At 40.5% G+C, this 21,928-nt stretch carries 29 protein-coding genes and 1 tRNA gene; 11 read left to right on the top strand and 19 right to left on the bottom strand.

Annotation, left to right across the window (positions count from 1 at the left end; translation table 11 throughout):
- Positions 1–36: 36 nt before the first annotated feature.
- From HX743_RS02940 to HX743_RS02885, 12 genes are read right to left on the bottom strand one after another with little or no spacing between them, the layout of a single operon-like run.
- Positions 37–630: a lysis system i-spanin subunit Rz gene (locus HX743_RS02940; protein ID WP_178318459.1), complete on the bottom strand. Its 594-nt coding sequence runs from the start codon at positions 628–630 to the stop codon at positions 37–39.
- On the bottom strand, positions 630–1,070 hold the full coding sequence (locus HX743_RS02935) for a glycoside hydrolase family protein (RefSeq protein WP_131229995.1): 441 nt from the start codon (positions 1,068–1,070) through the stop codon (positions 630–632). The genes HX743_RS02940 and HX743_RS02935 overlap by 1 nt, the downstream gene beginning before the upstream one ends.
- The gene (locus tag HX743_RS02930) at positions 1,067–1,438 is read right to left on the bottom strand and encodes an MFS transporter (protein ID WP_178318458.1); all 372 of its coding nucleotides are present in this window, start codon (positions 1,436–1,438) and stop codon (positions 1,067–1,069) included. The genes HX743_RS02935 and HX743_RS02930 overlap by 4 nt, the downstream gene beginning before the upstream one ends.
- A gap of 60 nt (positions 1,439–1,498) precedes the next feature.
- Complete coding sequence (locus tag HX743_RS02925; protein ID WP_178318457.1) at positions 1,499–1,918, bottom strand: Mor transcription activator family protein; 420 nt, start codon at positions 1,916–1,918, stop codon at positions 1,499–1,501.
- Between the two features lie 12 nt (positions 1,919–1,930).
- Positions 1,931–2,368: a hypothetical protein gene (locus HX743_RS02920; protein ID WP_178318456.1), complete on the bottom strand. Its 438-nt coding sequence runs from the start codon at positions 2,366–2,368 to the stop codon at positions 1,931–1,933.
- Positions 2,361–2,843, bottom strand: coding sequence for a hypothetical protein (locus HX743_RS16330; protein ID WP_250316195.1), 483 nt, complete (start codon positions 2,841–2,843; stop codon positions 2,361–2,363). Before HX743_RS16330 ends, HX743_RS02920 begins: the two co-directional genes overlap by 8 nt.
- Positions 2,840–3,199, bottom strand: coding sequence for a hypothetical protein (locus HX743_RS02910; RefSeq protein ID WP_178318455.1), 360 nt, complete (start codon positions 3,197–3,199; stop codon positions 2,840–2,842). Before HX743_RS02910 ends, HX743_RS16330 begins: the two co-directional genes overlap by 4 nt.
- On the bottom strand, positions 3,196–3,507 hold the full coding sequence (locus HX743_RS02905; protein ID WP_178318454.1) for a hypothetical protein: 312 nt from the start codon (positions 3,505–3,507) through the stop codon (positions 3,196–3,198). The genes HX743_RS02910 and HX743_RS02905 overlap by 4 nt, the downstream gene beginning before the upstream one ends.
- Complete coding sequence (locus HX743_RS02900; RefSeq protein ID WP_178318453.1) at positions 3,504–4,253, bottom strand: ATP-binding protein; 750 nt, start codon at positions 4,251–4,253, stop codon at positions 3,504–3,506. The genes HX743_RS02905 and HX743_RS02900 overlap by 4 nt, the downstream gene beginning before the upstream one ends.
- Positions 4,250–5,152, bottom strand: coding sequence for a replication protein (locus HX743_RS02895; RefSeq protein ID WP_178318452.1), 903 nt, complete (start codon positions 5,150–5,152; stop codon positions 4,250–4,252). The genes HX743_RS02900 and HX743_RS02895 overlap by 4 nt, the downstream gene beginning before the upstream one ends.
- A 44-nt stretch (positions 5,153–5,196) precedes the next feature.
- Entirely contained in the window at positions 5,197–5,655 is a 459-nt protein-coding gene (locus HX743_RS02890; RefSeq protein WP_178318451.1) for a phage regulatory CII family protein, read from the bottom strand.
- Positions 5,656–5,706: 51 nt separating this feature from the next.
- Positions 5,707–5,928, bottom strand: coding sequence for an XRE family transcriptional regulator (locus HX743_RS02885; protein ID WP_131261419.1), 222 nt, complete (start codon positions 5,926–5,928; stop codon positions 5,707–5,709).
- Between the two features lie 129 nt (positions 5,929–6,057).
- On the opposite strand from HX743_RS02885, the gene HX743_RS02880 reads away from it, so the two are divergent.
- The 10 genes from HX743_RS02880 (at position 6,058) to HX743_RS02835 (ending at position 12,709) form a co-directional block, all read left to right on the top strand.
- Entirely contained in the window at positions 6,058–6,750 is a 693-nt protein-coding gene (locus tag HX743_RS02880; protein ID WP_178318450.1) for a LexA family transcriptional regulator, read from the top strand.
- Positions 6,751–6,764: 14 nt separating this feature from the next.
- On the top strand, positions 6,765–6,980 hold the full coding sequence (locus HX743_RS02875; RefSeq protein ID WP_178318449.1) for a hypothetical protein: 216 nt from the start codon (positions 6,765–6,767) through the stop codon (positions 6,978–6,980).
- 79 nt (positions 6,981–7,059) lie between these two features.
- On the top strand, positions 7,060–8,802 hold the full coding sequence (locus tag HX743_RS02870; RefSeq protein ID WP_178318448.1) for an AAA family ATPase: 1,743 nt from the start codon (positions 7,060–7,062) through the stop codon (positions 8,800–8,802).
- 24 nt (positions 8,803–8,826) lie between these two features.
- A complete protein-coding gene (locus HX743_RS02865; protein ID WP_250316194.1) occupies positions 8,827–9,693 on the top strand; it encodes a DNA adenine methylase in 867 nt (288 codons plus the stop codon).
- 211 nt (positions 9,694–9,904) lie between these two features.
- On the top strand, positions 9,905–10,126 hold the full coding sequence (locus HX743_RS02860; protein WP_178318447.1) for a hypothetical protein: 222 nt from the start codon (positions 9,905–9,907) through the stop codon (positions 10,124–10,126).
- 52 nt (positions 10,127–10,178) lie between these two features.
- The gene (locus HX743_RS16325; RefSeq protein ID WP_250316193.1) at positions 10,179–10,676 is read left to right on the top strand and encodes a hypothetical protein; all 498 of its coding nucleotides are present in this window, start codon (positions 10,179–10,181) and stop codon (positions 10,674–10,676) included.
- A 2-nt stretch (positions 10,677–10,678) separates the two neighbouring features.
- Complete coding sequence (locus tag HX743_RS02850) at positions 10,679–11,038, top strand: hypothetical protein (protein ID WP_178318446.1); 360 nt, start codon at positions 10,679–10,681, stop codon at positions 11,036–11,038.
- A complete protein-coding gene (locus tag HX743_RS02845; protein ID WP_178318445.1) occupies positions 11,031–11,297 on the top strand; it encodes a hypothetical protein in 267 nt (88 codons plus the stop codon). Before HX743_RS02850 ends, HX743_RS02845 begins: the two co-directional genes overlap by 8 nt.
- A 1-nt stretch (position 11,298) precedes the next feature.
- Positions 11,299–11,565, top strand: a complete 267-nt coding sequence (locus HX743_RS02840) for a hypothetical protein (RefSeq protein WP_178318444.1) — start codon at positions 11,299–11,301, stop codon at positions 11,563–11,565.
- Position 11,566: 1 nt separating this feature from the next.
- Positions 11,567–12,709 (top strand): phage integrase Arm DNA-binding domain-containing protein, encoded by a 1,143-nt coding sequence (locus HX743_RS02835; RefSeq protein ID WP_109291591.1) that lies wholly within the window; start codon positions 11,567–11,569, stop codon positions 12,707–12,709.
- Positions 12,710–12,848: 139 nt separating this feature from the next.
- Here HX743_RS02835 and HX743_RS02830 read toward each other — a convergent pair.
- The 7 genes from HX743_RS02830 to efp all read right to left on the bottom strand — a co-directional run bounded on the left by HX743_RS02830 (position 12,849) and on the right by efp (position 20,586).
- A tRNA-Val gene (locus HX743_RS02830) sits at positions 12,849–12,925 on the bottom strand.
- 32 nt (positions 12,926–12,957) lie between these two features.
- The gene (locus HX743_RS02825; RefSeq protein ID WP_178318443.1) at positions 12,958–14,985 is read right to left on the bottom strand and encodes a DUF3488 and transglutaminase-like domain-containing protein; all 2,028 of its coding nucleotides are present in this window, start codon (positions 14,983–14,985) and stop codon (positions 12,958–12,960) included.
- 5 nt (positions 14,986–14,990) lie between these two features.
- Complete coding sequence (locus tag HX743_RS02820) at positions 14,991–15,899, bottom strand: DUF58 domain-containing protein (RefSeq protein ID WP_178318442.1); 909 nt, start codon at positions 15,897–15,899, stop codon at positions 14,991–14,993.
- A 7-nt stretch (positions 15,900–15,906) separates the two neighbouring features.
- A complete protein-coding gene (locus tag HX743_RS02815) occupies positions 15,907–16,866 on the bottom strand; it encodes a MoxR family ATPase (protein WP_178318525.1) in 960 nt (319 codons plus the stop codon).
- Between the two features lie 157 nt (positions 16,867–17,023).
- The gene (locus tag HX743_RS02810) at positions 17,024–17,329 is read right to left on the bottom strand and encodes a YbdD/YjiX family protein (RefSeq protein WP_171324790.1); all 306 of its coding nucleotides are present in this window, start codon (positions 17,327–17,329) and stop codon (positions 17,024–17,026) included.
- A 10-nt stretch (positions 17,330–17,339) separates the two neighbouring features.
- Positions 17,340–19,439, bottom strand: coding sequence for a carbon starvation CstA family protein (locus HX743_RS02805; RefSeq protein WP_004971612.1), 2,100 nt, complete (start codon positions 19,437–19,439; stop codon positions 17,340–17,342).
- A 577-nt stretch (positions 19,440–20,016) separates the two neighbouring features.
- Entirely contained in the window at positions 20,017–20,586 is a 570-nt protein-coding gene (gene efp, locus HX743_RS02800) for an elongation factor P (RefSeq protein ID WP_004971615.1), read from the bottom strand.
- A gap of 312 nt (positions 20,587–20,898) precedes the next feature.
- On the opposite strand from efp, the gene epmB reads away from it, so the two are divergent.
- Complete coding sequence (epmB, locus tag HX743_RS02795) at positions 20,899–21,915, top strand: EF-P beta-lysylation protein EpmB (RefSeq protein ID WP_096901068.1); 1,017 nt, start codon at positions 20,899–20,901, stop codon at positions 21,913–21,915.
- Positions 21,916–21,928 lie beyond the last annotated feature (13 nt).

Below are 21,928 nucleotides of genomic sequence, written 5' to 3'. Positions count from 1 at the left end.
TAAGCATGGTATAAACATAAACCACACTTCAAAATTTTACCGAGATGTCGAAAGACGCGAGGTCTTTGCCCCCGCTTGGGGTGCCCCTCTGGAAGTACCTTGGGAAACTATTTTTTCTTTGGAATCAGTTGTTTCGGTCTGACCGTTGCAAAGCTCTCTGTCTTGCTTGATGAGAGCTTGAGCACTCTTGAGTTGCTCTGCTACGGCGTCTGCTCTTGCGGCATACCGAATAAGAAACTCGACATCTCTGTCGTGAAGTCCGCCTGTTGTGGTTGCATGATTGCCGCTGGTGCTGTTGGCAGTGCTGGACACATCGGGACATTGCTTGGCTTTAAGTGAGTCGCGCAACCTGAGATTGTTAGCGCGATACTCATCAATAAGAGTTGTTTCATTGTGCTGTAATTCCTTAATCTTTTCAAGGTACTTAGTCTCAAGTTGCTCTTGTTTTTTGTAACTCTCACGCTCTCTTTCGAGCGCTTGATCCGATTCAGCTTTCAGTTCTCGAATCATGCTTTCGTAATTGTCTATTTGCTGTGTGCGTGCCTGTGTATAACCATAGTCATAACAGCACCAACCAATGAAAATACTGGTCAGTAAAAAGCCAAGAGCAACAATGAGTTTAATATTCATTAGAACCCCGACTTAAATTGCCATACGCCTGTACGCATTTGTTCTGACATCCGTTTTGCGCGTGCTGGTGTTTGCTTCGCCCATAATGAACTCAACATACCTTTCGCAGCATCCGAATAACGACCAGACTGAATCATGGCCAATGTGTTTTTAAAACCTAATAATCCATCCACACCCATCTGAAATGCCATATTTACCAACACTCCACGGCGTGCTTCGTCGAGTGTCTTCCACCACGAAATACGCTTGTCTAGCTGTTCAATAATCTTGTCGATATCGTTGTTCAGCAAATAAGCAGATTCTTCTTTAGTGATGCCCCCGCCTTTGCGTTTATCTATTAAGCGACCAACACCAATCGTTGAGTAACCCAAATGATCTTTGTACTCTGTAAGCACTTCGCCCTCTTCACCACGTAACGAACGAATCAGATTTTCTTTCATTTTTTACCACCCCGCTTAAACCAGTTTTTCATCATTTCTATGAAAAATGATGTAAATCCGACCTGCTTATATGCACCCGATTTAATCCAAGCGAAGAACTCTTGTAAGACCAACCCACCAAGCGCTCCAGTCAAAAAGCCAATACCACCCGCATGACTCGGTGCAAGCGCCGTGTAATGCATAATGAGTAAAGTGAGGTAATGTGCCGTAAATGCACCCGACAGTAAAAATACGGCGTAGTCTTTGGGTGTTTTAAGCTGCTCTTTGTTATATCGAGTCGCCACTGCCGCCCCCATTAACCCTGCAACGAAATACTGCAAATCACTCAACACTCTTAAGAATGCGAGCCACCATTCATTTCCACCCATTTTTCCAAACACCTTTTTAATTTTCTTTATTGTTTAAGAGTGCAGATTATTTTTCATTATTCACAATTTAAAAGTCATTTGCTGGTTGCTTAACTCTGTTCCGTAGACTCTTGAAACAACTCTTTCGGTTACATTAAAAATATTCGCAAGCTCTTGAACCCCAAAGCCATACTTCATCATTTGGCGAATACCGTTGTCGCGTGTTTTCAAAATGATTTGCTTACACTGAGCCAATACAAGCAACTCCCCGCCAAATTCTTTTGAGAGTTTTTCCGCATCTAGATACCCAAGAGTTTTTACAAGGAAATGATTCATTTCGAGCCTTTTCAGTGTTGGCACATAAAGAAATAATTGCCCCTGTCCTGCACGTTTTTCTGTTTTGTATCGCGGGCATTGGCTGACAAGATAAAGCGCATTATGTCGACCAATGACCTCAGCAATACTTCTTAAATCTCCATTCAAATCATCAATACTTTCCATATCAAACCCTATCTAGTGTTTAGCTATACGGCGAAAAACCAGCATTGCTGCATCACGAGCATGCTCGTTTGTACGACCTACCCAACCTGTTCTTTTTTTAAATACATCTGCTTTAGTTTTTGTGGCATTTGCTTTTGGATGAATCATGATGTAATTCAGTTCTTGCTCTTTACACCAATCTTCCCAAATTTGTGCATCACGCTTTACAGACCCTACGCCTTGGGCTTTTTCTCGACCACCTGTAAACCATGTTCGTAACCTTGCATCTTCGATATAAAGCTTTAAGTTTTCTTTCCCATGCTCAGCAACTAACTGAGTAATATTGGCCATAGCTTGAGTAATAGATACACATTCAACTTTTTGCAGGTCTCCACCGTTGCCACTATCAATAGCAACGGCGAAACCGGTGTTTACTCCCGTATCTATACCAATGAGTATTTTTTTAGTCATTGGCACCTCGCAGGGCTTGCTCAAGCTCCGCAATACAGGTTCTCAAAACTGCATCTACGGTGCATTCATGCTGATGTGCGAACTCCGTATATTCATCTCTCCAATTCATCAAAACAGCATCAACAGCCTCAACCTGCTTCTTCATCTCGATATAACAAGCCTCCATGTTGTTTAGTTGGGCTTTCAGGTCGTCGATGATGGCTTGTTGCTCTTGCCATGCATCCCATTGCAAACCAATAACTAAAGGAACCGATCTACCTTGACGACTTGGTATATACAGCTTCCCATTGTGAAAAAATGCTGTTACGCGATGCTTTTGAATGCGATTAATAAATCGAATTTCATGATCTTTAGTAGCGCCAAAATCCTTCAACTTCTCGTAGTAAATGCGCTCACCATCCACAACATAAGAAGCACAAGACAGGCACTGGTCTGACTGTTCTTGGCAAACTGGGCAAAGCTTAAAATCACTCATAAATCACCCCGCACAATCGTCATCGGCGATATGTGGTTGCGAATATCACTTACATAGTCGGTGCGGTCATCTTCAAACACAGATTGAATTCGCTTTTGAGTCTTACTGAAATCCCCGACCAGCATTGCACCACCTTCAATTTTCTCTTGGCTTAATTCTGCATAAGCCGCCAATTCTTCTGCCTCGCTGCGTCCGTAGTAGTGCTGGTCAATTTGGGATTTAAGCTCATCAAGAAAAATATCGCTTGAGCATCGAATAAATCCGTTCGTGTACATTTTCATTTTTGTGTTGTATGCCTTAGCCCACTCAGGCGCCCCATCCACAATTTTCCGCATCTGTTCGATTGTTAAATTCATGCTTTCAACTCCCTTTCAACATTCATGATGTCTTTTGCGTACTGCGTTGCCTTGTAGTGACTACCTGAAACACGCTCCAAATAACGCCATTCAACAAAATTTTGCAGTTGGCTATAAACGGTTGCCCTATGTGCATCAATAACGGCTTCTTGAATATCTTTCACAGTGAATAACTGAGTTGCATAGCATGCGAAAAGCAAAATATTTAACTGATCTTCAAATGTGAGCTTCTTTGTTTTATCAATCACACTTTCAACTTGTGTAATATCCCCGCCATTCTTTAAGAAATCTTCAACTGTTTTGCTCACACTGCACCCCCTACCCGCTGATCTGCCCAGTTGCATTCCACAACATCCAACCCATCATGTTGAAAACGGGACCACAGTCGATCACCTAAATCTTTGCGCAATTCTTCTAACGTATAATTTGAAATGAGCATTGTTGGCTTGCCTTCGTCATAACGTGCGTACAGCACTTTGTGCACCAGCTGCAGTCTGTTCTCGTGCCGATCATGCAAACCGTATTCATCTAAAATCAGTAAGTCATACTCAGTGAATCGATAAACGGCTTGTGCTTCGGTGTCATCAGGCTTAGTCCATGCATTGGCAATTTCTGCCGCCATGTCTTCAGATGTGATGTATCTTGCAAATTTGCCCTTGTCCAAAGCGTTTCGAGCCACGGCGCAAGACAGATGCGTTTTACCTGTGCCAGTACGCCCAACCATGATCAAATTACGTGGATGACCTGCAATAAAATCCTTGGTGTATTTCACGCAAAGCGCTTTAGCATTTCGTTGGCCATCGTTGTGAGTGATGTACTCATTGAAACCGCTTTTGGCATGTCGGTTTGGGAGTCTAGCGCCTTCAAAGTGTTTTTTACGCACCATGGCATCAACTGCTTTTTGGTGTTCAAGGTTGCCTTGAATCACGTTTTCTTTGGCACAGGTTCCACAAATTAAACTACTCCCTGCTTTGATTTTGAGTTCACTGTGGATGGGACAAATGTCACTACTCACTTGGAAATTAAATCCTGATACAGCTGCAATTGAGTTCATACAAGGTTCCCCAAATCGATATCGTCAGTTGAGCAAGGCGCATACTGAGTTACATCGCCCCATGCGTCGTTGACGTTGCGTGAAGTGCTAACTTGGCTTTGTTTGTATTGATGGGTATTTGTATTGCGTGAAAACTTTCGCTTAATCCATTTCACAAAATTTGAATACATCTGAGTTTCTGTAATCAGCCCAGATTTAAACTTTTGCTCGTAATGCGCATTGACCTCCAGCAAAACCTGATTCACTTGATCTTGTGTCATTGGCAATTCACCTGATCGTTGCAACCAAGAATTCAAAGAATGTAAATCTGGTGTCCAGAGATTCAATACCTGATCTACTGGATTTTGCTGCGTGTTTCTCTCTTTAAAGTTTTCTTTAAATGTTTCTTTAAGTGTTTCTTTAATAGTGCCCCGTTCAACGGGACTAGTCCCGTCACCTTTCGCGGTACTAGTCCCGTCCCGTTTGGCGGTACTAGTCCCATCACCTTTAAGGGTACTACCCTCATTTGGTACTAGTCCCTTTTCGCGGTACTGGTCAGGAGTGAATAAATATTCATTTAGACAGCCTGTTGTTCTCTCAACTTTGATCAAACCAAGTTCTTCCAGATCGCGAATACATGACATAACCGTGTCGCGTTTTTTAATTCCGCAATACTTTTGAAATTGAGTAATAGCAATTGGGTGTGATGCGCGATCAAACCCTATGGTTTGGCGCATGACAAACATTAAACACTTAAATGCCTTATCGTTTAACTGAGCCATAATCCGACTATCAATTAACATGTTAGGCATCTTGGTGTAGCGCTCTTCTTTATTCGACATAGCTTTGCGCTCATTTTTTGGGAAATGAACTACTTGCCCTTGAGGTAGTGGTGGTTCATGTGCTAAATTTGTGTTCATTCAATTCCCTCTAAGTTTTGAATACAAAAGCCTGATCTCAACCATCAGGCTTTTTCTTTGCCTTCAACACAAGCGTGTACCTTGGCATCCAGTTCAGCCAATATCTTGTGCAGTTTGTTTATGACTCGTGACATATCCACCGCTTCACCGCGCGTAATACGACCATCGAGCATCATTTCTTTAAAAACCGATTGAATGTCACCGCCACTGATTCCCATGTTCAACACCAATTCAGTCAGTGCTGTATCTCGGCATTCGGGAATTTTGGGTAAATCAATTGCAACCTTTCCGTGCTCTGCATTAAGTGCATGCAAAATACGGTAGTCGTTTGTGATTCCCATTAGTTTTGAAGCTTCAGCAAGCGTAATGTGATGGGTATCCGTATTTGGATTCACTTTGCTGTTCAGCACGGCTGGGCTTTTGATACCGAGTCTTGGCGCTAGAGCATTTGCCCCACCTAGGTAGTCATGCACCGTGTGATATGCCGCATCTAAGATGTTCATTTAGGCTTCCTTTGAACGTGTTTAAATAAAATCAATTGGTTGATAATTGATTTAAGCGGCTGATTCCCTGTTTAGAAAAAACTCAAACAATCCTTTGTGTGTAAGCTTTTCATTGCTTGCATCAACAATTGCCTGAATTTTTTCCATGCTTGGTTTTTTTCGCCCATGGATGAGATGCGATTCCATATAGTTATACGAAGCTCCTACATCCGAGCAGAATTTCTTACGCTCAATTGGGGTAAGTTCTTTCCAGTATTGATAGAGTGTGACCATAAATACACCTAATAGGTAAATTAAATATAAATATACCTTGCAGGTAAAATTTATTCAACCTATCAGGGTATTTATTTTTTCTACCTAATAGGTAGATTTAAGGGTAGCGAATTGAATATGGACACCGTGATGGTTGACTTGATGCAAATACATGAAATTAGGCTCACCAACACAAGAGCTTTAATGAATGAGTCTGGTCTAAGTAGGGCTGATTTTGCTGAAAAGGTGGGGATGTCATATAACTTATTGAGTCAATATATTGGTAAAAACCCAACAAAAAATATCGGTGATGAAACTGCGGCAAAAATTGAGCAGGCGTTTAATAAGCCGAAGGGTTACTTAGATCAATCCATTGAACATAAATCACTTGCTGAAAACAACAAACATACAAACACTCTTACGGGACGTTGGGTACCCGTTAAGTCGTTAAGTAAAATGGGATTAGATGGTTATTTTTCTGATATGGGATACGATGGAAATGGTGGTGATGGTTATGTACCGTCATTGACTGCAGGAAAATATGCTTATGCAGTCAAAGGTACTGGTGACTCCATGTACCCTGTTGTAAGAAATGGATGGTTCCTTGTGTGTGATCCTGATGCAGAACCTCAAATTACAGAATTCGTCGAGGTGCAACTAAAAGATGGCCGCAGAACAATTAAAGAATATATTGGTGTTTCTGGTGGAGTTCTTCATGTTTTAGCTGTAAATGGAAATGAAAGAATCACCTTTGATATGTCTGAAGTAGAGAATATTGTTCCTGTTGTAGAGATTATTCCACCAAGTAGACATAAGTTAGAGATTCCACTTGTATGCGACTAATTAGGAGAACAGGTATGCACCCAAAACAAATAATGAATCAAATCATAGAGCGTATTAACAGTGCTGCAGCTGATAACGAGTCACTAACACTTAGCCCTGAAGAAGTTAAAATTCTTTCAGAAGAAATTGGCGACCTTCATTTCATCCCTGTGCTTACTAATGAGCAATTGATCCAGCTATGCAATGAGGGAAAGTTGGGTCAAAAAATGGTTGAAGAAAAAAAGAAATAAAAGCCGCTATATGCGGCTTGGGTAAGTATGTGGATTGTATCGGGATATAGAGTGCAATTATGTGTATTTTGAGAAAAGTATGAGTATCAAACTTAAATCAATAAAATTTGGTGAAAATAAATTTAGAAAGTTACAGAAGTTAGAAATTAATTTTTCTGACAGGATTACTGTTATTGGAGGATTAAATGGCATTGGAAAATCGACAATTTTAGGTCTTATAGCTAATTGTAGTGGAATTAGGTCTTCTCAGTATAAGAGTTATTTTAATGCTTTATTTCAAGCCAACTTCCAAGAACTTTTTCATTTAGATGAAAATGATGATTATAAAGAAAAAATCGAAGATAAGTCGTACATTGATATAACTTATTTATTTGATGATATTGAATTTACTAAAAGATGCAGCGTTTCACGACATTCTGATAAAGACTCAGAAGGAAATTTAATTACTCGTTTAAAAGTTGTACCTCGCACACTTAATAAGCCACTAGGAACAGAATTAAAAATTGGTGAATCAGCAAAAGTTCCTCTGCCAACACTCTACCTTGGAATGAGTCGAATGACCCCAATTGGAGAGTATGAAAAAGATCGTATACGACTTACTAAAGTTAGAAATATAGAAGAAGCAGATAAAAACTATATTCATCAATTATTTAAAGATGTAATTACTTTTGATGTTTCTTCTACAGAAGATCCTATTATTGATCATGACTTTAAAGGATCAAAGAAAAGATCAAAACTACCCTCTTTAAAACATAATACTTTTTCAATTTCCTTAGGCCAAGATTCTCTTAGTAGTATTTTTACAGCTTTAGCATCATTTAAAAAATTAAAGCGTGAAATGGATGCATATCCTGGCGGACTATTAATTATTGATGAAATTGATGCAGGATTACATCACATTGCACAAATTAGATTAATGCATTTATTAAAAAAAGAAGCTAGAAGGTTAAACTTACAAATTGTTTTTACAACTCACTCTCTAACTATTTTTAAACATATTTTAACCGTACCAGAATCTCAAATAGAAAAAGGGATTGTGGAAGACACTGTTGTATACCTTCATAATACACCAGCCCCCAAAATATTAATAAATCCAAACTATTTGAGAATAAAGAACAATCAATTATCGCAAAGTAAAGATCCTGACCTTGCTTTTCCAAGAACACCAAAGGTAAAAATATACCTAGAAGATGATGAAGGAAAATTTTTCCTAGAGAAAATATTTTCTTTTAAAAAAATTAATGATTTTAAGGCACTTTATGGTACGGAACTGGATTTGCTTTCTTTAAAAGTGGGTTGTTCTAGTTTAATGAATTTAATTAAAGCAGATAAATACTTTAGTACTGTGGTGATAGTACCTGATAATGATATCTTATCTGAAGAGAAGAACAGGAAGGCTATTATTGAGCATAAACAATTTTGCCCACTTCCCTCAGATAAATCTTTCAATGAAAACACTCCATCTATAGACAGAAATCCAGAGAAAATAATATATGATTTTCTTAAAGATAAAATTGCCAATTATGATAGTGAAGATCCATTCTGGGAACACATTCTTAAAATTAATGATGGAGCATATGATTTTGATTATATTCAAAATACAATACTGCCTATTCCTGACCGCAAATATGATAATTCACAGCTTCCAAAAATCAGAGATAAGATGAAGTATTGGTTTAATATACACAAAAGCTTTATCGAAAATGCTAAGATAATTGAAAGTTGGTGCCAGGAAAATACTGATCAGGTCGATAATTTTTGCAAGGATCTACAAATGAGTATTGCATTTGTATGTCAAGACAATTCCATATTAACAAACTAGTTGTTGCGCTGAAGGTAAATATTTTTGTTAAAAAGATTTAACACTCCTCTACGCTACCCTGGTGGAAAAGGTAAATTTGCTCCCTTTGTTAAGGATCTTATGGAGGCAAATAGCCTTTCAGGTGATTATCTCGAACCATATGCGGGAGGAGCAGGTGTTGCTCTAGATTTATTATTTAATGATTACTGCAAAAATATTCATATCAATGATTTTGATGTAGCAATTTATAATTTCTGGAAAAGCATTACTGAAGATACTGAAAGTTTTCTAAAGAAAGTAGTTGATACTGATGTAACCATAGAGGAATGGTTTAAACAAAAAGAAGTCTTAGCTAGTCCTGAAATTCATTCAACCCTTGAGCATGGTTTTGCTACATTCTTCCTTAACCGAACTAATCGTTCTGGAATTTTGAAAGGTGGCGTCATTGGTGGAAAGGCTCAATCTGGCGTGTACAAGCTGGATGCTCGTTTTAATAAAGTGGATCTTATTAAGCGAATAGAAATGATTGGCAAGTTTGCTAAAAATATTTATGTCTACAATAAGGATGCAGTTGAGCTTTTAAATGAAGTCGACAGCTTACTGCCCCCAAACTCCCTTATCTATCTTGACCCCCCATATTATGTCAAAGGCCAAGGTTTATATAGAAATTTCTATATGCATGAAGATCATGTTCAAATACGAAAGGCGCTGGATTCAGTGAAAACAAACTGGATAGTTTCTTATGATAACTGTCAAGAAATTAAAGATATTTATACTGGATATGCGCAAGATGATTATGTATTGAATTATAGTGCATTTCATAAAATGAAAGGCTCAGAAGTAATGATCTACGGCCCTTCCATTAAGTCAGTTGATATCCCCACCCAACAACTAAACCTCAATATTGCGTAAAAAAGCTCCAACCAACCCACCCCAGCGGTGGGTTTTCTTTTGTCTATGCTAAAAAAATAACAATTTTTACCATACAAGTAAAAAAATATTTTAATAATTTTACCACACAGGTATTTACTTTTATTTACCTCACAGGTATATTTTATCTCGTGGACAACAAAAAGCCCCGACGGTCTGGACAACTACGGGGCCTGCATATAGCGAGATAAGTATGAAACAAAACACATCCCATAGCAAGTTAGTAGAAATGCTGATACGGCGCCAAAATAAAAAGCGCCTATCACTTCGCTTCAAAAAAATCCTTTCTGATGTTGCGGCATCTGCAGTACTGGCTACATGCGTATTCGGTTTTATGGCCATGAGCTTAAAGGCTTGTGACGCTGAATACGAAAATCAGATCAAAGCAACCAAAGCACATTTGACGGCAGACTGAATAAGGCAGCAGCACAGCTATACACAGAGTTTAGAGAGCATTTGGAGGCGTGATGGATTTGCAGAAAGAAAAAATTGCTCATGAAAAACACCTGCTTTCACAGGGTGTGGATTTCAAATATTTGCCGAATATTCAATATAACGAATTGGAAAATGTTTATGAGCTAATTGAATGGGGTGAGGAATATAGCGAAGCCCTGAATGAAATTAATTCAAGCTGGTGCACATGGCAAGCAGCCAAAGCCCAAGCGGTTCCTGAAGGGTTTGTTTTAGTTGCTAAAAAATCAGTAGAACACTGGTATTTAGATGAGGGTGAATCCCTTTGGATGGATGAGCCTGATAACTGGTTGTGTGATATGGATGTAGGTGATGTTCAAGAAGTTGAGCATAAGGAATACATAGTCACAGAAAGCAACACACTCTACGCAACTAAAGTTTGGGATGGTGAAAACCAAGATGTTAGTAGTTGGGAGTTTTTCAACTCTAAAGATGATGCAGAAAAAGCGGCTGAATATTGTAAAGCCATGATCGAAGCAGCGCAGGAGAATTAATAATGGGTCTAATAGAGCAGTTTGGTGGTTATGATTGCGCACTCCACGAATATAAAAACACATTGCTTGCTGATGACTTTCCTTATGTGATTAAAGCAACAGGAACAAAGTTCACACGTCCTGAGCTTGGTGGTGAACTTCTTGAGTATCGTCGTCAGCATAATATATTTGAAAAAGGTGATTGGGTTATTTATGAAATTACAGGATCTATTGGTGATTTTATAGACCATATAAAACTTGATAGTGGACATCCTTATTGCCGAGTTGATTTTGGTTTATGTGACGTTGGCTTAATCCTGTTAAAGCATATTAGACATGCCACCAGTAAAGAAATTGCAGCACAGGAGCAAGGCCATGAGTAATCAATACCGAATTGAGCAGCTTGGCGACTTTCTGAAAGTTCCTGCTGACCGGATCCAAGAGTGCATGAAAGAGCTTGCTGATCATTTACAGGCGATGCGCCAAACACTGGATAACTTCGGCCTTGAGGCTCAAGGAGATGAACTGAAGACATTCACCTGGCAAGATGACGGAAAACAGGATTTAACACTGCGAGTAACTCATGGTGAGGCAGAAGTCACAGTCAAACTAAGCAAAGACAATTCAGAGGAGCTTTCTTGAGATGACGAATAATATTCAACGTATCAAGCTTGGCGTATTTTCTAAACGATATTGGCAGGATGAAGAGTCACGCCCATGCCGTGAAACTTTAATCAGCCATATCAAACGTGGCTGGTTAAGTGGAAAGAAAATCGGCACGCACTGGTACGTTGAATGCACGTCATGGGGTGCACCACTGTTTTATACAACTGAAGTTCCTAAGGTGGAATTAAAAACACCACCGAAGACAGGGAACTCTATTGCTGACCGAATTTTAGCGGAGATTTAATATGGCTCCACGTGGTCGTACTGTGGGTAATCTGGATCTACCACCCCACGTTGAAGTGGATAGGAAGGCAAATGGTACGGTTTATTACCGCTACCTACTGCCGAATGGACAAAGAAAATCACTGGGTAAAGATAAGGCTGAGGCCATCAAAGCAGCCCAGGCATTAAATGCTGTACTCGAGCGTAACCCTGATATTGTTTCCAAAATTCTAACGTCAGTAGAAAAAGCACAAAAGCAATCGACCATCCCGACATTTGCCCAGGCGCTGGCTGAATATGAAAAGATTCATTTGCCCAAAAAGAAATATGCCAAAAACACTTTGGAAATTATCACGGCGAATATCGGCAAATATCACGAAATGTGGGATCAGTATTATTGTGAAGATATTTCCCTATTAATGATTTCGGAGTTTTTAAAACAGCAAACCGATTTTCAGGCAGAAAAACACCGTTCCCAATTAATCGACATTTGGAAGTATTTTGTCGCGAATGGATGGGCACATGAAAATATTGCTGAAAAGACTTTAAAACCGATACGCCCAGAAAAGACTCGAACCCGACATTCAAATGAATCGATTGAAGTGATTAAGGCAATATGCCCATCATGGTTAAAACTTGCGATTGATCTAGCCATTCATTCTATTCAACGGCGTGCCGATCTGGTGGTGATTGAACGGTCCAGCATTAATATCAAAGACAACACCATGACTGTGCTACAGCATAAATCACTGAATTATGACAAGCCGGTATTTATTGAAGTGGATATGCATCCAGAATTGAGAGAAGTGATTTTGCAGTGTATTGAGCACTCAATGAGACTACGCTGCCCTTTCCTCATTGCTACACGTCCAGAGCGTATTACCGCACACAACCGGAATATTAAACTGCATCCTTTTGCAGTGACTGAAGACCACCTGACAAAACAGTTTAAGAAGTATCGGGACCTGTCTGGTGCATATGATCATCTGGAACCAAATGAACGGCCATCACTGCATGACCTACGTGCTTTGGGTATTTATAACATTACTCAAAAGTATGGAAAAAAGTATGCACAGGCACTGGCTGGACACGCCACTGTGAAGATGACAGATCACTATCTGGAAGGTCATGAAGCGCCAAAACCGGAACGGGTAAGCTATCGTTAATTATAGTTTTTAAATTCTAATTGAGGACTTATCAACAGTACGTAATAATTTAATACCCCGAAAATACCCCGAAAGAACCCCGAATAAAAAAGCCCACGTTTCAAGGTGGGCTTTAATATACTGATTTAACAGTTAATTTTGGTAGGCATATCCAGACTCGAACTGGAGACCTCTACGATGTCAACGTAGCGCTCTAACCAACTGAGCTATACGCCTAAAGTGCTTCGCATCATATTCAGTTTTGATTTTTAAGACAAGTCCTTTCTGTGTTTTTTCAACACATCCGAGCAAGTTTTAAGCAAATCAAAAAACACCTGCTCTGAAACACGGTCATGTTCAGGCGCATAAGAATATTGTTGATAGCACACGCCTAAACGCTTAAATGCCTCTTGTTCATTTGCATCTACCTGCGCTGCTAAACGCTGCATCCACACACTCACTGTTTCTGCATCCTGTTTTTGCAACTGAGCGGGCAATCTTTTAGAAAATTTGTCTAAGGCACGATTTATGCGAGAACCTTGCTGACGTTTTTTCCAAAAAATCCAGCCAAAATACCCTGCTAAGATCATGAGAATACTTGAAACCAACACCGCTGCCAAAGCATAGTTTGAGTGCAGCCCTAAGCGTCCAAACCAGTGACGCTGTGACTCGGCATCATAACCCACGACCTTGCTTTGCCATTGATAACTTGCATAATCACTCCACACCCGTAAAGAACGAATAAAATTAGAATGTTGGTATTGCCACATTTGTGTGTCAGCACCCAAAACGGCCCGATCATCTGCCATTAGGTTTTGCATACCATCATCTATACGTTGAGGTGCAATGATGGCTGTCGGGTCTATGCGTACCCATTGTTGATTGAGCAACACTTCTGTCCAAGCATGTGCATCTTGCTGTCGTACTTCCCAGCTTTGTCCATCGGGTGCAAGTTCCCCACCCTGATAGCCCACGACTACACGCGCTGGAATCCCGACATAACGCATCAATAAGGCAAAACTTGAGGCATAATGTTCACAAAAACCTTGCTTACTCTGAAATAAAAATTCATCGACTCGGTTTTGTCCGAGCATTCCAGGTTTTAAGGTATAACTAAAGCCATTATTGCGATACCACTGCAATACATTCTGCACGTAGCGTTCAGGTTGTTGCTGACTTTGAGCAAACATCTGCAGGGCAAATTGCTGAGCTTTTGGGTCAGATTGCGTCTGTACCTGAACATTTAAACGCTGGCTAAAGCGTCGATAACGCTCGTTCTGTGCATCATCCCCTTGAATACGTGCGGATTCCCCAACCCACTGCAAAGCAATCGGTTGAATCCGACCATTTTGACGCTGTGGCACCATACTCCAATCACGGCGTAACACATAGCCGTGTTGATTCGGTACAGATTTTTCTAGTGCCATAATCCACTGTACACGTGGATCTGCTGCAATATATTGATACTGAAAATCGACTTGCTCTGGCTGTAATTGTGCTGCCTGAACGGGTTGTTGATTGCTAAAATTGCTTGTCCATGTGCGACCATCATATTGATCCAGTACCATCGCCCGCCAATATAGTTTTGAACGTGGCGGCAGTTGCTGCATATTCCCCACAATACGAAATGCCAAAGCAGAAGATTGTGATAATTCGGCAATATCGCCCGGTGACATCGTGTCACTAATACCTGTCACGCCTTTGGCATCAGGAATAGGTACATGCCACAATGGCGGTAAACGTGGAAAGAATAAAAACAATAATAAAAAGAATGGCAAAGCGTATGCGATAAACTTGGCGACATTTTTAAGGTCATGCTTTGCATCTTGGCTGCTCGAATGACGCGACGCATAATCTGAAAATGCACTTTTTTGAATCCGATATAACCCAATTAAACAACTGATTAAACATAGAATGACCAACACGGTCATCCACATGCTTTGGCTGTATAAAAATGAACTGGCACTCACAAAGAGCGCAAAATTAAATAAAATAATCAGGTCGCGCTGGGTATGACTTTCTAAAGCTTTGGCAAACAAAAAGGTGCTTAATAAGGCAACACCAGCCTCTACGCCAATCAGGCTTTTATAACTCAGATAAATGCTGGCTAAGGCACAGCAGGTCAATCCATAAGTCCAAACTTTAGAGATATGCACTGTCTTGTTTTTATAGTGACGATACAACAGCAACAACATGATGGCGAAAATGACGCTCAATGCCACAGGGCTAAACAGTATGTGAGCAGCCAAAATTAAGATCAGGCTAAGCAAAATAGATTGCTGAATTGAGTTGTGCATGATCATCAAGCCTGTGCCAAAAGAATTTTTGCCTGTTTCAACTGCCGCTCACCTACGCCTTTTTCAAGGGTCGCATGTGGCAAAAACATCGCATAATTCAACTGTTGTTGTTCACATTGCTCGGCCAAACCCATAATCAAACTTAATTTTTCTTCGTGGGTCGGTGCAGGCATGTGTTCATAGTGAATGTCGATACTCTGTTGATCCTGATATTGTTCAAAAACTTTGACATATAAGCCTTGCCCTCGTGCCGCTTGCTTCCACGACACAGCTTGCAAAGAATCGCCCAATTGAAAATCACGCAGCTCACGAAACTCGTCTAAATCAGGTTGAAAGCTGTGTTGATGCTGTTTATTCTCTGCGCTATACATGGCGGCTTTGGGCGCAACCCACGCGGTACGTGTCAAATTCAAATAAGTCCACGCACGTACCAAGCCAAAAGGATAAACCGAATAAATGTGTAAATGAGGGAAATTAAACTGCCCACGTTGCTCCGCAAAAAATGTCAATACATACTGCTGCTGGGTGTCTTGAATAAGAACCTTTTCTAATTGATGATTGGCTTTAATCCATAAATAACGTGCCTGCGCGACCTCTTGTTTGAAATGCAATTGTAATTGCAATACTTCGCCCACTTGCCCAACTTCAGTAGTCACAATTTCTATCTCTAATTCATGCAACTGCTTAAAGGTCAAATAAAAGCTGATACATAAAATGGCGCTGATCAAAAAGCAAAAGCCTAAAATCAGGTTATTGCCATAATTCACACCTGCAATAAACGTGATTAAAATCAGCACTAAATACAGATAACCCTGTTGGTAAATAAAAACCAAAATATCTTTTTGTTTTAAGGTTTTGTGTCGATCAAACTTAAAACGTGTCTTGATCCAGTTTTGCCATGCCTGCTTAAACATGCGTGTACTAACTCACTTTAACCTGTTGCATCACATGCAAAGTTTCTGCCTCACTCAATCCAATACGATGTGCAGCAACTGCCACAAATACCGCTTGAATATCATCGGCAGTGACAAAACTACGTTGCTCAATTAGAGCATGTGCTTGTGCTGCTTTTTTCAATGCCAAAACACCACGGGTAGATAATCCGTGACGCGCTTTACGGGTTTCTGTGGCTAAGTCGAGTAAGTAATCTAGCGCGGTATCTGACACATAAATTTCCGTGACCAATTGCTGTAAATTTAAAATTTCTGTTTCAGTAAAAATATGGGCCAAACTGGCAATCAGCGCATGTCTGGAGTTTTGTTGCAGCAACATTTTTTCAGCAAAACGCGATGGATAACCCAAAGACAGACGCATTAAAAAACGATCAAGCTGTGATTCTGGCAGCGCATAAGTACCACTTTGAAACAGTGGATTTTGTGTGGCAATCACCCAAAAAGGTTGCGGCAAGCTATAACGCACACCATCCACCGTAACCGCGCCTTCTTCCATCGCTTCCAACAAGGCACTTTGGGTTTTAGGCGAACAACGGTTAATTTCATCTGCCAATAAAATTTGGGTAAAAATAGGGCCTTGCTTAAACTCAAATTGATGTTCTTTTTGATTAAACATATTCACGCCAATCACATCACTGGCCAGCATGTCATTGGTAAACTGAATACGCTGAAATTGCAGACCCGCCAAGTGCGATAAGGCACTCGATAAAGTCGTTTTACCTAATCCGGGTAAATCTTCAAAAAGCACATGCCCGCCCGCCAACAAACAACTTAACGCCAATTTGGTCTGCTGTTCTTTATCTAAAATAATGGTATTAATTTCAGTCAAAAAAGCCTGAATTTTTCCAGCATAAGATTCAATCTGTGCATTGAGCTGTTGCTGCGCTTGCGTCAGTTGTTGTTTTTGAACTTTTTCTGTACCCCAAATCACAGTAAATCCCCTTATCCCCAATAAAAAACGGCGCATGTTTAAACATACACCGTTTTGCTAAATTTCCAAAGAAATCCTCGAGATATTCTAAACTGCCTAAAAAAGTAAGTTTTAAACAGCTCGTATCTCTATACGTTTCCATCGTGATACGGGATTAACACGGACACTTTTTCAAACCACCTTTTGCCGATGGATAACGCGCATCGACACAGTAGCGATAAAAAGTCTTCGGATCCATGGCTTCTAAATCTGGATGATGCTTACGCATGTGTTCCAAATAATTCTGATAATCGGGTACACCGACCATTAAACGAAAACTTTGTTGCAAACGCTGCCATAAAGTAGCGATACGCGACCAGTTTTTCGGATTCAGAATCAAATCCTTTTGCGACATGATGGTCATTTTAATGATGTTGTAAATCACCGTTTTACCCTGTTGGGCAAATTTAAGCTTAATCATGTGCTCACTCCTAATGACCACTATTCGGCTGAATCGTTTCAGGATCACGATAAATCGCTTCAGCTTCATGTACAGTTGGTGTTGGACTTGCCAAGGCACGACGAATCACCCCAATGGCAGCGAACAACATCACAAATGCCACAATCATAAAGAAACCACATAACACGGCATTAATTTGATTGGACATGACAATGGTTTGCATTTCAGTCACTGTTTTTGCAGGTGCTAAAATTTCATTGCGTTGAATTGCAGCATTGAAACGATCTGCTTGCGCCAAGAAACCAATTTTGGGATTGTCGTGGAAAATCTTTTGCCAACCTGCAGTCATTGAAGTAATGAACAAGAAAACTGTAGGGATAATCGTCACCCAAACATATTTTTCTTTTTTCATTTTAAACAGAATCACTGTACCTAAAATGAGCGCCATCGCTGCCAAAATTTGGTTACCAATACCAAATAGAGGCCATAAGCTATTAATACCGCCTAAAGGATCGACCACGCCTTGATAGACGAAGAAGCCCCAACCAGCCACCGCAACTGCTGTGCCAAGCAAGTTACCAAAGAAGTTATGTGAATTTTTCACTGCAGGAATAACAATACCTACAGTATCTTGCACCATAAAACGGCAAGCACGTGTGCCTGCATCTACTGCAGTTAAAATAAATAAGGCTTCAAATAAAATGGCAAAGTGATACCAGAATGCCATCATTGAGCGGTTATTAAAAATCTCGGTGATGATATGTGCCATACCAATTGCAAACGTTGGCGCACCACCCGTACGTGACAGAATCGAGCTTTCACCGACTTCTTTTGCCAAAATGGTTAAAGCCTCAGGAGTCACTACAAAGCCTAAATTTCGTACCGCTTCTGCTGCACTTTCCACCGTTGTACCTAAAACTGCAGTGGGTGCATTAATGGCAAAGTACACGCCTGGGTCTAGCACCGTGGCACAAATCATTGCCATGATCGCCACGAAAGACTCCATCAACATGCCGCCATAACCAATCATCCGAATGTCTTTTTCGTTATTGACTAGTTTTGGCGTCGTACCTGAAGACACTAAGGCGTGGAAACCTGAAATCGCACCGCAGGCAATGGTAATAAATAAGAATGGGAACAATGAACCCGCAAATACTGGCCCTGTACCATCAATAAAATGGGTCACCGCAGGCATCTTCATTTCAGGCATTGCAAACACAATCCCGACAGCCAAACCCGCAATAACACCAATTTTTAAGAACGTCGATAAATAATCACGTGGCGCCAATAACAACCACACTGGCAAAACTGAAGCAATAAAACCGTAGGCAATTAAACACCACGTTAATTCTGTGCCACTTAAAGTAAATAAAGGCCCCCAGAATGGATGCTGTGCAACATTTTCACCATAAATAATACCCATCATCATCAGGACAAAACCAATAATGGAAACCTCAGCAATTTTCCCCGGGCGAATAAAACGCATATAAATGCCCATGAAAATCGCAATTGGGATGGTGGCTGCAATACTAAATACGCCCCACGGACTATTGGTTAAAGCTTTCACGACAACCAAAGCGAGTACAGCAAGAATAATCACCATCACGCCCAGCGCACCCAGCATGACAATCACACCAGCAAATGAACCCAACTCTTGTTTTGCCATTTCTCCCAAAGAACGCCCATCACGACGTGTAGAAATAAACAAAACCAAAAAGTCTTGGACTGCACCTGCCAACACCACCCCGACTAAAAGCCAGATCGTGCCGGGTAAATAACCCATTTGTGCTGCAAGAATAGGCCCAACTAAAGGGCCTGCACCTGCAATCGCGGCAAAGTGGTGACCAAATAACACACTTTTATTGGTGGGCACATAATCTAAACCGTCAGCCAAACGATGTGCGGGCGTTAAGCGTCGCTCATTTAACTCAAATACTTTGGTGGCAATAAATAAACTGTAGAAGCGGTATGCAATGCTATAGACACAGACCGCAGCTAAAACTAACCAGACTGCATTGACGTGTTCGCCTCTACTGACTGCCAATATCCCAAAAGATACTGCACCCAATATAGCGACCAAAAGCCATATAATTTTTGAAGTCAGACCTGACTTCGGTTGAACTGTTTCCATGTCAATCTCTCTTCTTGTTACATTTTTTAAGCGTTACTTTTATTGTCGAGATTTAGGGGCTGTAGACACTTCGTCTATGTTTGCGACTACGCATATTTTTTAACTGATATAAGGCATGAGGCAGGAAATTTAGTCATTCTAAATGACTGACTCATAACGAAATAGCAGCAAAAAAATATGCTTGTCCTTCGCTGCGCCTTGCACTGCAAACAAAGCAGTGCTTGTTTTTGCTAAGGCTGTGGCTAAAACTTTCTCAGATTGCGTTATGAAACTTGGCAATAGTCTCGCTATTCCCTGCGTTTCATGCCTGATCTGCTCAGTTTTAGCCTACAGCGCAAGCCATTTATGAAATGTCTACAGACCCTTGCTTTAATTCCTAAATCCTTGGTTGATCCTGCTCCTTTTATTTTGATGTCTGCTGCCCTTACATCCATAGTGTGCGCTACCGTACACTTAAATGGAGCACCAACAGTTTCCTATACTTTTCACCTATTCTTTTACCACATAATCAAATCAACAAAAAAGGGGGATGACGCGAATCATCCCCCTCTTTTACTTATGATTTATCAATAAATCATTATGCGCGTTCTAGGTATTCACCTGTACGTGTATCTACACGAACGCTTTCTTCTTGCTGTACGAATAAAGGAACACGTACCACTGCACCTGTTTCTAATTTCGCTGGTTTACCGCCACCACCAGAAGTATCGCCACGTACACCCGGATCAGTTTCGACAATTTTTAATACCACGAAGTTTGGTGCGTTTACAGTTAAAGGCACACCGTTAAACAACATAATGGTACATTTTTCGTTTGAATCATCTTTTAACCATTTTGCAGCATCGCCCATTGCGGTTTTGTCAGCAGCAATTTGCTCAAAAGATACAGGATCCATGAAGTTCCACATTTCGCCATCGTTGTAGAGGTATTCCATTTCTACTTCTACAATGTCAGCTGCTTCTAGTGAATCACCAGACTTAAATGTTTTTTCTAAAACTTTACCAGAACGAAGGTTACGAAGTTTTACGCGGTTAAACGCTTGACCTTTACCTGGCTTTACATATTCATTTTCCATGATTGAACATGGGTTACCATCAAGCATAACCTTAAGGCCTGACTTGAAATCATTCGTAGAATAATAGGCCATGACTGGCACACTCCAAACTGACTAACTTAACTATTTATGTTACAAAGCAAATGACCAACGCAGCTTTGCGATGCTCGCCATCTTGCAACATCTTTTTTCATCGGACGTATTGTAAATGAGCAAGCCATAACGAAGCAATGAAAATCCACTACCGATCACCTCAAGATATCGGTAAAATCAGCTGTTTTGTAATGATTCTGATTCAAAGCGATTAATCATTCGCGGCATTCACGCTCAATGAACAAAGAATTCATCTACGCTAAATAGATGTGTACTTGGTTCCTTTCACCTCATATTTAAATCTTTTCTGGCATGATCAACTACCTGTACCAAGAACAAAACTGGCAATCTCAACTCAGTGACTTGATCACCGACCCACGCGAATTGTTAAATATTTTAGAGCTGTCTGAACAGCAGTTGCTGTCAGGTGCTTTACTGGCATCCAATCAGTTTAAATTGCGTATCCCGCGTGCATTTGTGGCCAAAATGCAAAAAGGCAATCCACTCGATCCTTTACTGTTACAGGTTCTGCCACATCATTTAGAACTGGAAGATCATCCTGGATTTGTGACCGACCCTTTGGGTGAGGAACAAGCCAATCAACAACCTGGAGTCTTACACAAATATAAATCACGCTTTTTGCTGACCTTGACTGGTGCTTGCGCAGTACATTGTCGTTATTGTTTCCGCAGGCACTTTCCTTATCAGGAAAATCTGCCAAAAACTGAAGACTGGGACAATATCCGTAATTACATTGAAAGTCAGCCCGATATTAATGAAGTGATTTTAAGTGGTGGCGACCCGCTCACTTTGTCAAATCGTAAATTAAATATCTGGATTGAGCGATTGGCGTCTATTCCGCAAATAAAATTTTTGAGAATTCATTCACGAGTTCCGATTGTTATTCCCAACCGTGTCGATGAATCGCTGATTTCCTTACTAAAAAATAGTAGGCTGCGTATTATTCTAGTGGTACACTCGAACCACGCATCAGAATTAGATGACTTTACCTGTTCGCAACTTGCCAAGTTAGTCGAACAAAACATCACCGTTCTGAATCAAGCAGTCTTATTAAATGGGGTCAATAATTCTGCTCAGGTCTTGGTCGATTTAAGCTATCGTCTTTTTGATGCGGGGGTGATGCCTTACTATTTACACGTGTTAGATAAAGTAAAAGGAGCGCATCATTTTGATTTAATGCCGCAAGACATTGATCACATCTATAAAGAGCTTTTAGCGAACTTACCCGGCTATTTAGTTCCTAAACTCGTTAGGGAAATTGCGGGCGAAAAAAACAAGACACCGCTTTTTGGGGTTTCAACTTATTGAGTTAAATAACAAT

It is taken from the genome of Acinetobacter sp. Swhac1 (assembly GCF_013390985.1).
GTDB lineage: Bacteria > Pseudomonadota > Gammaproteobacteria > Pseudomonadales > Moraxellaceae > Acinetobacter > Acinetobacter towneri.
This window is presented reverse-complemented; position numbering and strand designations above follow the sequence as displayed.

Coding starts and splice junctions, on each gene's coding strand:
- HX743_RS02940 (WP_178318459.1), bottom strand. CDS start 630: ATGAATATTAAACTCATTGTTGCTCTTGGCTTTTTACTGACCAGTATT.
- HX743_RS02935 (WP_131229995.1), bottom strand. CDS start 1,070: ATGAAAGAAAATCTGATTCGTTCGTTACGTGGTGAAGAGGGCGAAGTG.
- HX743_RS02930 (WP_178318458.1), bottom strand. CDS start 1,438: ATGGGTGGAAATGAATGGTGGCTCGCATTCTTAAGAGTGTTGAGTGAT.
- HX743_RS02925 (WP_178318457.1), bottom strand. CDS start 1,918: ATGGAAAGTATTGATGATTTGAATGGAGATTTAAGAAGTATTGCTGAG.
- HX743_RS02920 (WP_178318456.1), bottom strand. CDS start 2,368: ATGACTAAAAAAATACTCATTGGTATAGATACGGGAGTAAACACCGGT.
- HX743_RS16330 (WP_250316195.1), bottom strand. CDS start 2,843: ATGAGTGATTTTAAGCTTTGCCCAGTTTGCCAAGAACAGTCAGACCAG.
- HX743_RS02910 (WP_178318455.1), bottom strand. CDS start 3,199: ATGAATTTAACAATCGAACAGATGCGGAAAATTGTGGATGGGGCGCCT.
- HX743_RS02900 (WP_178318453.1), bottom strand. CDS start 4,253: ATGAACTCAATTGCAGCTGTATCAGGATTTAATTTCCAAGTGAGTAGT.
- HX743_RS02895 (WP_178318452.1), bottom strand. CDS start 5,152: ATGAACACAAATTTAGCACATGAACCACCACTACCTCAAGGGCAAGTA.
- HX743_RS02890 (WP_178318451.1), bottom strand. CDS start 5,655: ATGAACATCTTAGATGCGGCATATCACACGGTGCATGACTACCTAGGT.
- HX743_RS02885 (WP_131261419.1), bottom strand. CDS start 5,928: ATGGTCACACTCTATCAATACTGGAAAGAACTTACCCCAATTGAGCGT.
- HX743_RS02880 (WP_178318450.1), top strand. CDS start 6,058: ATGGTTGACTTGATGCAAATACATGAAATTAGGCTCACCAACACAAGA.
- HX743_RS02875 (WP_178318449.1), top strand. CDS start 6,765: ATGCACCCAAAACAAATAATGAATCAAATCATAGAGCGTATTAACAGT.
- HX743_RS02870 (WP_178318448.1), top strand. CDS start 7,060: ATGAGTATCAAACTTAAATCAATAAAATTTGGTGAAAATAAATTTAGA.
- HX743_RS02860 (WP_178318447.1), top strand. CDS start 9,905: ATGAAACAAAACACATCCCATAGCAAGTTAGTAGAAATGCTGATACGG.
- HX743_RS16325 (WP_250316193.1), top strand. CDS start 10,179: ATGGATTTGCAGAAAGAAAAAATTGCTCATGAAAAACACCTGCTTTCA.
- HX743_RS02850 (WP_178318446.1), top strand. CDS start 10,679: ATGGGTCTAATAGAGCAGTTTGGTGGTTATGATTGCGCACTCCACGAA.
- HX743_RS02845 (WP_178318445.1), top strand. CDS start 11,031: ATGAGTAATCAATACCGAATTGAGCAGCTTGGCGACTTTCTGAAAGTT.
- HX743_RS02840 (WP_178318444.1), top strand. CDS start 11,299: ATGACGAATAATATTCAACGTATCAAGCTTGGCGTATTTTCTAAACGA.
- HX743_RS02835 (WP_109291591.1), top strand. CDS start 11,567: ATGGCTCCACGTGGTCGTACTGTGGGTAATCTGGATCTACCACCCCAC.
- HX743_RS02825 (WP_178318443.1), bottom strand. CDS start 14,985: ATGCACAACTCAATTCAGCAATCTATTTTGCTTAGCCTGATCTTAATT.
- HX743_RS02820 (WP_178318442.1), bottom strand. CDS start 15,899: ATGTTTAAGCAGGCATGGCAAAACTGGATCAAGACACGTTTTAAGTTT.
- HX743_RS02810 (WP_171324790.1), bottom strand. CDS start 17,329: ATGATTAAGCTTAAATTTGCCCAACAGGGTAAAACGGTGATTTACAAC.
- HX743_RS02805 (WP_004971612.1), bottom strand. CDS start 19,439: ATGGAAACAGTTCAACCGAAGTCAGGTCTGACTTCAAAAATTATATGG.
- efp (WP_004971615.1), bottom strand. CDS start 20,586: ATGGCCTATTATTCTACGAATGATTTCAAGTCAGGCCTTAAGGTTATG.
- epmB (WP_096901068.1), top strand. CDS start 20,899: ATGATCAACTACCTGTACCAAGAACAAAACTGGCAATCTCAACTCAGT.